At 74.9% G+C, this 11,943-nt stretch carries 8 protein-coding genes; 3 read left to right on the forward strand and 5 right to left on the reverse strand.

Annotated elements, in window-relative coordinates:
* On the forward strand, positions 1–3,030 hold a 3,030-nt coding region (locus E1266_RS29505; protein WP_347876755.1), incomplete at its 5' end, for a bacterial transcriptional activator domain-containing protein.
* Positions 3,031–3,053: 23 nt separating this feature from the next.
* On the opposite strand, the gene E1266_RS29510 is transcribed toward E1266_RS29505, so the two are convergent.
* From E1266_RS29510 to E1266_RS29525, 4 genes are all read right to left on the reverse strand, one after another.
* Positions 3,054–4,289, reverse strand: a complete 1,236-nt coding sequence (locus E1266_RS29510; protein WP_132052572.1) for a hypothetical protein — start codon at positions 4,287–4,289, stop codon at positions 3,054–3,056.
* Between the two features lie 112 nt (positions 4,290–4,401).
* The gene (locus tag E1266_RS29515) at positions 4,402–5,457 is read right to left on the reverse strand and encodes an NYN domain-containing protein (RefSeq protein ID WP_132052574.1); all 1,056 of its coding nucleotides are present in this window, start codon (positions 5,455–5,457) and stop codon (positions 4,402–4,404) included.
* 108 nt (positions 5,458–5,565) lie between these two features.
* On the reverse strand, positions 5,566–5,808 hold the full coding sequence (locus E1266_RS29520) for an acyl-CoA carboxylase subunit epsilon (RefSeq protein ID WP_132052576.1): 243 nt from the start codon (positions 5,806–5,808) through the stop codon (positions 5,566–5,568).
* 30 nt (positions 5,809–5,838) lie between these two features.
* On the reverse strand, positions 5,839–7,431 hold the full coding sequence (locus tag E1266_RS29525; protein ID WP_132052578.1) for an acyl-CoA carboxylase subunit beta: 1,593 nt from the start codon (positions 7,429–7,431) through the stop codon (positions 5,839–5,841).
* A 77-nt stretch (positions 7,432–7,508) separates the two neighbouring features.
* Here E1266_RS29525 and E1266_RS29530 point away from each other — a divergent pair, with 77 nt between their 5' ends.
* Entirely contained in the window at positions 7,509–10,133 is a 2,625-nt protein-coding gene (locus tag E1266_RS29530; protein WP_132052580.1) for a phosphoenolpyruvate carboxylase, read from the forward strand.
* A gap of 19 nt (positions 10,134–10,152) precedes the next feature.
* Here E1266_RS29530 and E1266_RS29535 read toward each other — a convergent pair whose 3' ends face one another.
* A complete protein-coding gene (locus E1266_RS29535) occupies positions 10,153–10,926 on the reverse strand; it encodes an enoyl-CoA hydratase-related protein (protein WP_132052582.1) in 774 nt (257 codons plus the stop codon).
* A gap of 276 nt (positions 10,927–11,202) precedes the next feature.
* Between E1266_RS29535 and E1266_RS29540 the strand changes: the two genes are divergently transcribed.
* Positions 11,203–11,943 (forward strand): biotin--[acetyl-CoA-carboxylase] ligase (locus tag E1266_RS29540; protein ID WP_243719038.1); only part of this gene is annotated, 741 nt, incomplete at its 3' end.

Consider the following 11,943-nt stretch of genomic DNA (forward strand, 5'->3'; position numbering starts at 1 on the left):
GCCCCGGAGCGGGGCGGCGGGCGGCCCGGCGGGAGGCAGCGCAGCGCGGTCGACGTGCTCGCCGGCATCGGAGCGATCATCGCGCTGGCGGTGCTGCTGGCCGGCGTCCCGGCCGCGCTCCTCGTCCTGTTCGGCTCGCCGCTGCCGGACACGGTGCCGTCCACCTCGGACCTCACCCGGCGGATCGGCCCCGGTGCTCTCATCGGCGTCCTCGTCGCGCTGGTGTGGCTCGCCTGGCTCCAGTTCGCGGCGTGCGTGGTCGTCGAGGTCTACGCGGGCGTCCGCGGCGTCGGCGTTCCGGCGCGGGTGCCGCTCGCCGGCGGGACGCAGTCGCTGGTGCACTGGCTCGTCGTGGCGGCGCTGCTGCTGTTCACCGCCACCACCGCGATCATGCCCGCGCTGTCCGCCGGCGGGCTGTCGCAGCGCCCGCCCGCGCAGACCCAGGCGCAGGAGTTCCGCCCGGTTGCGGCGACCGTGCCGGAGCGCGCCCCGAGCGCCGCCGCCGACCGGGCCGCCGCCGCGGACCTCGCCGCGGAACCGCTGGCGAAGGCCGCCACCACGAAGATCTACCGGGTGCAGCCGCCGGAGGGCCGCCACCACGAGAGCCTGTGGGAGATCGCCGAGAAGTGCCTGGGCGAGGGGCGCCGCTACAAGGAGATCTTCGCCCTCAACAAGAACCGCGTGCAGCCGGACGGGACGCGGCTGACGATCGCCAGCCTCATCCGGCCGGGCTGGATTCTGGAGCTGCCGGCGGACGCCAAGGGCGCGAAGGTCATCCCCGCCGAGGACTTGGACGAGTACTTCCGGTACGGGCACGCCGTCCCCGACCGGCCGGAGAAGCCGGAGAAGCCCGAGCAGCCGCGGGAGACGGAGAAGCCGCGGCCGCCGGCGTCCCAGGCGCCGCCCACGGCCGCGCCCACCGCACCCCAGCCGACGGTGCCGGAGACCCAGCCCACCGCCCCGCCCACCGCCCCGCAGCCGACCGTGCCGGAGAAGCAGGCGCCCGAGAAGCAGGCGCCCGAGAAGCAGGCACCGGCGCAGCCGCCCGTCCACGGCGGCCCGTCCGGCGAGATGGGCGGCGACGCCGAGAGCGGCGGCGCGTCCGTGCCCGGCCAGGGCGCGGACCGGCAGGACGACACCGGCGGGACGGTCGACCTCGGCTGGCCGCACGGCCTCGCGGCCGCCTCGCTGCTCGCCGCCGGGCTGGTCGTCGCGCTCGGCCGGCGCCGCCGCGTCCAGCTGTGGCACCGCGCGTTCGGCAAGATGATCGTCCGGCCGGAGGGGGCGGCGGCCGAGGCGGAGCGGGCGCTGCGGCTCGGCGCCGACGACGAGTCCGCGCGGCTGCTCGACCTCGGGCTGCGGCACCTGTCGAAGTCGATGGCGGCGGGCGGCCGCACGCTCCCGACCATCTACGGGGTGCACCTCGGCAGCCCGCGCACCGGGCCGGGCAGCCTCGACCTGTGGATCGCGCCCGCCGACCGCAATCCGCCCGCGCCGTGGCAGGCGTTCGACGACGGCCAGGTGTGGCGGCTGCACAGCGAGGCGCTGCCGGAGCTGGAGGCCGCCGACCTCGGCGACGTCCTCGCCCCCTACCCGGGCCTCGTGTCGATCGGCACGAACGACAACGGCCGGATCCTCGTCGACCTGGAGGCCGCGCACGGGCTCATCGCGCTGCGCGGCCCCGACGACGTCCGCCGCGCGGCGCTGTCGGCGATCGCGATGGAGCTGGCCACCAACCGCTGGTCCGACCACATGCGCATCACGCTCGTCGGGTTCGACGGGGAGCTGGGCGAGGGCCTGGCGGAGATCGCCCCCGACCGGGTCCGGGCCGTGCCGACGCTCGCCGACGCGCTGCCCGAGCTGGAGGGACGCGCCGAGGAGGTGCGGCAGGCGCTCGCCGCGTCCGGCGTCGACTCGGTGCTCACCGGACGCTGCCGCGGCGTGTTCGGCGAGGCGTGGATGCCGCACTACCTGATCATGGCGGCGCAGCCGTCGGAGCGGGAGGCGGACCGGCTCGTCGCGCTCGCCCGCACCGGGACCCGGATGGCCGCCGGCTACCTCGTCCCCGGCGACGTGCAGGGCGCCACCTGGACGTGGGACGTCGACGAGGGCGGCCGCCTCCAGGCGGGCGTGCTCGGCTTCGACGTCGACGCGCAGCTCGTCGCCGACGACGACTACCGCGGCGTGTTCGAGCTGTTCCGGGCGGCGGGCCGGCTCGACTCCGTCGAGCTGCCGGGCCTCGCCGGCGGGGCGGAGCCGCCGAGCGCGCACGAGTCGTCGGTCGACATCCGGCTGCTCGGCCCGATCGAGGTCGAGGCGCCGGGGCCGATGGACGACGACCGCCGCGCGCTGTGCACCGAGCTCCTGGTGTACCTGGCGGCGCACCCGGAGGGCGTCCACCCGACGGTCCTGTCCGGCGCGATCTGGCCGCGCGGGACGACCCCCGCCGTCCGCGACGCGTGCGTGGCGCGCGTGTCGGACTGGCTCGGCCGGGACGCGCGCGGCCGCCCGAACCTCTACACCGACGAGCGCGGCCGGATCAGGCTCGGCTCGGAGGTGCGGGTCGACCTCAACGTGTTCCGCTGGCTGGTGTGGCGGTCGGCGGCGGAGCCCGGGTCGGAGACGGCCTACATGACCTACGCGCTCGACCTCGTCCGCGGCCCGCTCCTCGCGGACCGCCCCCGCGGCCGGTACGCGTGGCTGGCCGACCACGACCTGGAGTACGAGGCGTCCGCGCGGGTCATGGACGTGGCGCACCGGCTGGTCGTGCTGCGGCTGGACGAGGGCGACGCGCGCGGCGCGGTCAGCGCGGCGCGCGCCGGCCTGCGGCTCGCCCCCGAGGACGAGGGCATGTGGCGCGACCTGCTCCGCGCCACCCACGCGACCGGCGACGTGGCCCAGCTGCGGGTGGTCGTGGACGAGCTGCGCGCCCGCGTCGGCCGCGACCCGTACTTCGACCGGCTCCAGCCGGAGACGGAGTCGCTGGTGGAGGAGCTGCTGCCCGACTGGCACAGCGTCAGCACCCGCTGACGCGGCCCCTCGCAGGCGGGCGGCTACCGGTACAGGCCGGTGCCGCCCAGCGAGAACCGGCCGGGCTGCGGATGGACGGCCAGGCCCGCCGGGCGCCCCCCGACGCGGACCTTCCGCACGACCCGTCCGGTCCTGGTGGACACGGCGTAGACGTAGCCGCGGGGGTCGGCGAGCCACAGCGCCGCCCCGTCCGGCGACATGCCGCCCGGGACCGGTGTGCCGCCGCCGGGCAGCGGCCAGCGGGACGCGACCCGCCGGGTGCCGAACCGGACGGCGGTGAGCGTCCCGCTGCCCACGACGAAGAGGCGGCTCGCGTCCCGGCCGACCGAGAGCCCCCGCGCGCCCGGCCCGGTGCGGACGAAGCCGAGCGCGGCGAACCGCGCGGCGTCCACGAGCCAGACGCCACCCTTCACCGGGTCGGCCACATAGAACAGGGTCCCGTCCGGGGACAGCCGCAGGTCGCCGGGACGCGCGCCCTCCGGGAGCCGGATCGTCCCGGAGACGCGGCCGGTCGGGAGGTCCACGCGGGCGAGCGCACCGGCGGGACCGCACGTCGCCACGAGGGACGACCCGTCCGGCGTGAAGTCGGCGTATCCGGCGGCGCACGGCAGCGCGACCGACCCTTTGCGCCGCATCGTGTGCGGGTGGCGGACGTCGACGCGGTGCGGCCGGTGGGCGAGGACCAGCGCGTACCGCCCGTCCGGGGAGAAGTACAGCGCGGCCGGAGCCCCGGCCGGTATCGCGCGGCCGCGCTCGCCGCCGCGCGGCCCGAACGGGACGAGCGTGCCGTACGCGGGGTCGGCGGCCCAGAGCCGCCGCAGGTCCCAGGACGGCACGACCCGCGAGACCGCCGCGCCGAGGTGCAGCCGCCCGACGGTCCGGAGCGTGTGCGGGTCGATGACCTCGACGGCCCGCCCGTGCGCGACGTAGAGCCGCGGGGGCACGTCCTGCGCGTGCGGGGCGATCATTCCGGGCCCGGTAGCGGCGTAGACGTGTCCGCCCGCGGGGGCGACCGGGACGCCGCCGGACGAGCCGGGGGAGGGGTCGCCGTGTCGGCGCGCATCGGCGTCGGGGTGCGCGGACAGGTACGGCGCGGGGCCGCCGAGGCCCACGACCGGGCCGTCCGGGGATCCCTCGCCGGGCCGGTGGAACGGGACCGGTGACTCGCACCCGGTCAGGACGCCGCAGGCCAGCACGATGCAGGCGAGCACGGTGAACGGGAGCGCGACCCGTGATCGTCCTGCCTGGCGTCCCTGCACGGTCTCCCCCTCACACGGCGGGGACCTTACCGGGGGACGACCGTCGGTGTCCGGTCAACTGCGAAACGTGGTCGCGGTGCCGGAGAGACGGCGGGGGACGGGCGGGACGGAGCTAGTCGGACTTGCCGAAGCCGATGCCGAACTCGCGGTACACGCGCTCCCAGAAGCCGTCGCGCAGCCAGGTGCGGGCCTCCTGGTAGGGCCGCAGCGAGGAGCCCAGCTCCTTCTCGGCCTCGATCAGCAGTTCCTTGTCGATGACCGGCGGCAGGATCGGGCCGGGCAGCAGGTCGCGGATGTTGTCCCGGCCCCGCTCGAAGATCCACTTCTGGGCGACGTGCTCGCCTATCTCCAGCATGTGGTCCCGGTCGGGCCCGAGCTTGCCGTCGCTCGTGGCGGGCGCGGAGTTCATCGACGCGGCCACCGTCGCGGGCGTCGCCCCTGCGGGGACCGCCACGGCGGTGCGGACGGTGCCGGGCGGCGGCTTCACCGCCGGGGGCCGTCCCGCGAAGACCTGCGACGGGGACGGGACGGGGCTGGTGCGCTGCGCGGCGGCCGCGGCGTCCCGGACGGCGGCTGCGCTCCCGGGCGCGGGCACCGGCAGCACCTTCGCCTTGGTGAAGTAGGGGCGGAGGAAGTCGGCGGGCAGCACCTCGACCGTGTCCGACTCCCACACCAGCCACTCGGCCTGGTTGGAGCCGTGCGTCGGCTCGACCCCCCACAGGTGCACGCGGACGCCGTAGCGCTGGGCGGCCTCCACGGCGGGCAGCATGTCCTCGTCGCCGGCCAGCAGCACCGCGTCGGTGATGGCGCGGTGCCGGGCGAGGGCCTCCAGGTCGGCGCGGAGCTGGGCGTCCACGCCCTTCTGCTGGCCCTGGGCGTTCAAATTGCCGAGCCGCAGCTTCACCAGCGGGAGGTTCGCGATGACGCGCTGGTCGACGGTCGGCTGCCGCTTCGGCGCGGCGTCGAACCAGTACACCCGCAGCAGCTCACCGAGCAGCTGGTCGTCGGCGTGGCTGGTCAGCGCCTTGATCAGTTTCTCCGCGGCGACGCGGTACTCGCGCCTGGACCCGCAGCTGAGCAGCAGGGCACCGGAGGCCGCGTAAAGGTATCCCGCGTCGACGAAAATCGCGTACCGCGCGGGCTGGGGAACGAACTCCGAGGTGGCCATGGCCTTCCACCTTATTCGTGCCGGGCCGCCCCTGGGTGTGAACCACGGTTACAACGTCGCGTCGGGGACCCGGCGGACGGCCCGGCGCAGGGCACCGCCGGGCGGGGGTCAGCGCGGCAGGGCGCTGGCCCGCCACGCGCCCGCGCCGCGCGGCCGGAGGTCGTCCGCGGGCGCCGCGCGGACCAGCCGGGCGCGGTCCGACCAGCGCGACGGCCGGGCCGGCCCGCCGCCGTCCCGGGCGGCGGCGGCCGCCCGGGCGCGGGCGGTCAGCACGGCCACGAGCGCCGCGATCTCCTCCGGTCCCGGGTCGCCCCGGACGATCTGGAGGAAGGGCTTGTCGTCAGCGGTCACGGATTCTCCTGACCTCCTGGGAGGGTCGGTTCAGAGCGGGATGTTCCCGTGCTTCTTGGGCGGCAGCGTCTGCCGCTTCTCGCGCAGCGCCCGCAGCGCCCGCACGACCTGCCCGCGCGTCTCCGATGGCTTGATCACGTTGTCGATGTAGCCGCGCTCCGCCGCGATGTAGGGGTTGGCGAGGGTGTCCTCGTACTCGGTGATCAGCTCGGCGCGGCGGGCGTCCGGGTCGTCCGCGGCGGCCAGCTCGCGCCGGTACAGGATGTTGACCGCGCCCTGCGCGCCCATCACGGCGATCTGCGCGGTCGGCCACGCGAGGTTGATGTCGGCGCCGAGGTGCTTGGAGCCCATGACGTCGTAGGCGCCGCCGTACGCCTTCCGCGTGATGATCGTGACGAGCGGGACGGTCGCCTCGGCGTAGGCGTACAGGAGCTTCGCGCCGCGCCGGATGATCCCGTTCCACTCCTGGTCGGTGCCGGGGAGGAAGCCGGGGACGTCCACGAACGTCAGCACCGGCACGTTGAACGCGTCGCACGTCCGCACGAACCGGGCGGCCTTCTCCGAGGCGTCGATGTCGAGCGTCCCGGCGAGCTGCATCGGCTGGTTGGCGACGATGCCGACCGAGTGGCCCTCGACCCGCCCGAACCCGGTGACGATGTTCGGGGCGTAGAGCTCCTGGACCTCCAGGAACTCGCCGTCGTCCAGCACGTGCTCGATGACGGTCTTCATGTCGTACGGCTGGTTCGGCGAGTCGGGGATGAGGGTGTCCAGCTCCTCGACGAGCTCCGCGGGGTCGACGGAGACGTCGAACGCGGGCGCGTCGGAGAGGTTGTTGGACGGCAGGTAGGACAGCAGCGCCTTCACGTACTCGATCGCGTCGTCCTCGTCCGACCCCTGGTAGTGGGCGACGCCGGACTTGGAGTTGTGCGAGTGCGCGCCGCCCAGCTCCTCCATCGTCACCTCCTCACCGGTGACCGTCTTGATCACGTCGGGCCCGGTGATGAACATGTGCGAGGTCTGGTCGACCATGACGATGAAGTCGGTGATCGCCGGGGAGTACACCGCGCCGCCCGCGCACGGCCCCATGACCAGCGAGATCTGCGGGATCACGCCGGACGCGTGCACGTTCCGCTTGAAGATCTCGGCGTACAGGCCGAGCGCGACCACGCCCTCCTGGATCCGCGCGCCGCCGGAGTCGTTGATCCCGATCACCGGGCAGCCGGTCTTGACCGCGTGGTCCATGACCTTGCAGATCTTCTCGCCGAACACCTCGCCGAGGGAGCCGCCGGAGACGGTGAAGTCCTGGCTGAACACGGCGACGGGACGCCCGTCCACCGTGCCGTGGCCCGTGACCACGCCGTCGCCGTAGGGGCGGTTCTTCTCCATCCCGAAGTTCGTGGAGCGGTGCCGCGCCATCTCGTCGAACTCGACGAACGAACCGGGGTCGAGCAGCGCGTCGATCCGCTCCCGGGCCGTCATCTTGCCCTTGGCGTGCTGCTTCTCGACGGCACGCGCCGAGCCCGCGTGCACGGCCTCGTACCTGCGCCGCTCCAGGTCCGCGATCTTTCCCGCCGTGGTGTGGACGTCGTACTCCACCGGGGGTTCAGGGGCTTCCGTCGCCATGCGGGCCAGGGTAACCGCACACTGATGGCGCGGATGCGGGCGGGGGCCGGTCACCGGGTCTCGTTACGCTGGGGCGGGTGGCTACGAAGACGCGTGAGACCTTCCGGCAGGACCTGCCCGAACCGCTCCGCCGCGACGTGCGGCTGCTCGGCGCGATGCTGGGCGACGGCCTCGTCGAGTACGGCGGCCAGGGGCTGCTGGACGACGTCGAACGGCTCCGCCACGCGGTGATCGCGGCCCGCCGCGGCGAGACGACCGGCGCGGAGGTCGCCGCCATCGTCGACGGCTACCCGCTGGAACGCGCCGAGCAGGTCGCCCGCGCGTTCACCGTGTACTTCCACCTGACGAACCTCGCGGAGGAGCACCACCGCATCCGGACGCTGCGGGAGCGCGACACCGGCGACACCGTGCCCGGCTCGGTCGCGGCCACCGTCCGGCACATCCGCGAATCCGGGGACGGCGACCTGGCCGACCTCGTCGAGAACCTGGAGTTCCGCCCGGTCTTCACCGCCCACCCGACCGAGGCCCGCCGCCGCGCGGTCGTGACCGGCATCCAGCGCATCAGCGACCTGATGACGCGGCTGGGCGGCGACCCCGGCGCGTCCGAGCGCGCCGAGATCGAGCGCAGCCTCCGCGAGGAGATCGACCTGCTGTGGCGGACGGCGCTGCGCCGGACCACCAAGCTCGACCCGCTGGACGAGGTCCGCACCGCGATGGCCGCGTTCGACGAGACGCTCTTCCGGGTCGTCCCGCACATCTACCGTGCCCTCGACCGCGCGCTCGTCGGCGACGGCACCGGCGCCCGCCCGCCGGAGGCCCGCCCCTACCTGCGGTTCGGCAGCTGGATCGGCGGCGACCGCGACGGCAACCCCTACGTCACCGCGCAGGTCACCCGGGACGCGGTCGTGATCCAGGCCGACCACATCCTGCGCGCGTTGGAGAACGCCTGCGGGCGCGTCGGCCGCGAGCTGACCGTCCACGAGACGACGACGCCCGCGTCGGCGGAGCTCCGCGACGTTCTCGCCGCCGCGCGCACCGCGCATCCCCGGCTGCTCGCCGAGATCGCCAAGCGCTCGCCCGGCGAACCGCACCGCCAGGTCCTGCTGCACGCGGCGGCGCGGATCGCCGCGACCCGGGAGCGCGACGCCGACCTCGCCTACGGCTCCCCGGACGAGCTGCTGGCCGACCTGCGCACCGTCCAGGAGTCACTGGCGGGGGCGGGCGCGGCGCGGCAGGCGTACGGGCGCGTCCAGCAGCTCGTCTGGCAGGTCGAGACGTTCGGGTTCCACCTCGCGGAACTGGAGATCCGCCAGCACTCCGAACTCCACGAGACGGCGCTGCGTGAATTGGCCGCGGGCGGGCCGCGGTCGGAGATGACCGAGGAGATCCTGGAGACCCTCCGCGTCATCGCGTGGATCCAGGGCCGCTTCGGCGTCCGCGCCTGCCACCGCTACATCGTCTCGTTCACCCGCTCCGCCGAGGACGTCGCCAACGTCCACGAGCTGGCCGCCTCCCTCGGCGAGCAGGCGCCCGTCCTCGACGTCATCCCCCTGTTCGAGACCGGGGAGGACCTCGAACGCGCACCGTCCGTCCTCGACGGGATGCTGGAGATCCCGGCCGTCCGCCGCCGGCTGGCCGACACCGGGCGCCGGCTGGAGGTCATGCTCGGCTACTCCGACTCGGCCAAGCAGCTCGGCCCGGCGAGCGCGACCCTCCGGCTGTACGACACGCAGGAGGCGCTCGCCGCGTGGGCGGCCCGCCACGACATCAGGCTGACGCTGTTCCACGGCCGCGGCGGCTCCCTCGGCCGCGGCGGCGGCCCCGCCAACCGCGCGATCCTGGCGCAGGCGCCGGGCTCGGTCGCGGGCCGCTTCAAGGTCACCGAGCAGGGCGAGGTCATCTTCGCCCGCTACGGCCGGCGCGAGATCGCCGGGCGGCACGTCGAGCAGGTCACCAGCGCGGTGCTGCTCGCCTCGACCGGCGCCGTGCAGGACCGCGCCCGCGACGCCGCCGCCCGCTACCGCCCGCTCGCCGACAAGATCAGCGAGGCCGCGCGGGCGGCGTTCCGCGCGCTCGTCGAGACCGAGGACTTCGCCGCCTGGTTCTCCCAGGTCAGCCCCTTGGAGGAGATCTCGGAGCTGCGCATCGGGTCCCGCCCGGCCCGCCGCAAGGCCGCCCGCGGCCTGGAGGACCTGCGCGCCATCCCGTGGGTGTTCGCCTGGACGCAGACCCGCGTCAACCTCCCCGGCTGGTACGGCCTCGGCAGCGGCCTCGCCGCCGTCTCCGCCGACGGCCGCGACCTGGCCGAGCTCCGCGAGGCGTACGAGTCGTGGCCGCTGTTCAACACCCTGCTCGACAACGCCGAGATGAGCCTGGCCAAGTCCGACCGCGCGATCGCCGAGCGCTACCTGGCGCTGGGCGGCCGCCCGGAACTGACCGAGACCGTCCTCGCCGAGTACGACCGCACCCACCGCCTCGTCCTGGCGGTGACGGGCCACGAGCGCCTGCTGGAGAACCGCCGCGTCCTCTCCCGGGCCGTCGAGCTGCGCAACCCGTACGTGGACGCGCTCTCCCACCTGCAGCTCCGCGCGCTCAGGGCGCTTCGCGCGGGCGTCACCGACGAGGAGGAGCGCGCCCACCTGGAGACGCTGCTCCTCCTGTCCGTCAACGGCGTGGCCGCCGGCCTGCAGAACACCGGCTGACCCGGACCGCCCGGGGCGGTCAGGACGGCCAGGCGGGCTTGCGCTTCTCGTTGAAGGCGGCGATCCCCTCGCGGCGGTCGGCCGAGAACGCGGCGGTGCGCCAGGCGTTCTCCTCCAGGTCGAGCCCGGCGTCGAGGCCGACGCCGCCGCCCTGGCGGAGGGCGCGCTTGGCGGCGCGGACGGCCACCGGGGAGTTCTGGGCGATCACACCGGCCAGGGCCAGCGCCTCGTCGCGGGCGGCCCCCGCGGGGACCTTGCGGTCGGCGAGCCCGAGCTCCAGGGCCTCGTCGACGTTCAGCCGGCGGCCGGTGAAGACCAGGTCGGCGGCCTTGGCGGGGCCGAGGCGGCGCAGGGCGAGCTGCGTCCCGCCGCCGCCGGGGACGAGGCCGACGCTCACCTCGGGCAGCCCGAACACGGCCGTCTCGTCCGCGACGATCAGGTCGGCGGAGAGCGCGAACTCGCAGCCGCCGCCGAGCGCGAAGCCGTGCACGGCGGCGATGACCGGCTGCGGCAGGTTCAGGACGCCGCCGAACGCGGCCCGGAAGACCGGCCGCTGGGCCATGATCTCCGCGTCGGTCATCGCGTTGCGCTCCTTGAGGTCGGCGCCGACGCAGAACGCCCGCTCGCCGGCGGCGCTCAGCACCGCCGCGCGGACCGAGGCGTCCGCCGCCACCTCCGCGCACACCGCCGCGAGCCGCCGCGCCATCGCCGTCGACAGGGCGTTGAGCGCCTCCGCCCGGTCCAGCACGATCTCCGCGACATGCCCGTCCCGCCGCAACGTCACACCATCCATGAGGCGAACTCTATTGGCGAAGGCACAGCAGCCGGCACAGCAACCCCGCCACAACCTGAACAGTCGCGATCGCGTCCGGAGGCAGGTTTCGAGTGAAGCAAGAAACCTGATCGCGCAGCGAGCCGCTAGGCGAGACGGAGCGATGCAGCGATCTCAGGCAGTGCCCGCCGAAGGAAAGGCCCCCAGGGCCTGACCGCCAAGGGCACTGCAATCAGCACAGTGGGGTTGGATGGGGGCGTGAGCGACTCACCTTATGGGGATCTTGATCGGCCTCCCTTGCATGAGGCGGCCCTTCGGCGGGCGCTGGTCGGCGAAGGGGGGTTCTGGCGGGACGTCCGCGTCGTGGACTCGACGGGCTCGACCAACGCCGACCTCGCGGAGCGGGCCGCCGAGGGGACGCCCGAGGGCACCGTGCTCGTCACGGAGATGCAGACGGCGGGCCGCGGCCGGCAGGGCCGGTCCTGGACGGCGCCGCCGCGGTCCGGGCTGATGTTCTCCATGCTGCTGCGGCCGGACGTGCCGGTGCCGGCGCTCGGGTGGGCGCCGCTGCTGACCGGCGTCGCCGTCGCGACCGCCGTCCGGCGCATGACGGCGTGGGCGCAGGAGGGGGAGGGGTTCCTCGCGGGCGGAGACGTCGCCGTGGACGCGCGCCTCAAATGGCCGAACGACCTGATGGTCGGGGAGCGGAAGCTCGCCGGGATCCTCGCCGAGAAGATCGACGGGGGCCTCGTCATCGGGGTCGGGCTGAACGTCGGGCTGCGGGAGTCGGAGCTGCCGGTGCAGACGGCGACGTCCCTCGCGATCGAGGGGGCGCCGCTGAGCGACCGGGCGCCGCTGCTGCGCGCGATCCTGCGCGAGTTCGCGACCTGGTACCGGGAGTGGACGGCGCTCGGCGGTGATCCGGAGACCAGCGGGCTGCGCACCGCCTACAAGGACCTGTGCGCCACGCTCGGCCGCACGGTGCGGGTGGAGCTGCCCGGCGGGCGGACGCTGGCCGGGACGGCGCGGGACGTGGAC

The sequence above is a fragment of the Actinomadura sp. 7K534 genome (assembly GCF_004348575.1).
GTDB lineage: Bacteria > Actinomycetota > Actinomycetes > Streptosporangiales > Streptosporangiaceae > Spirillospora > Spirillospora livida.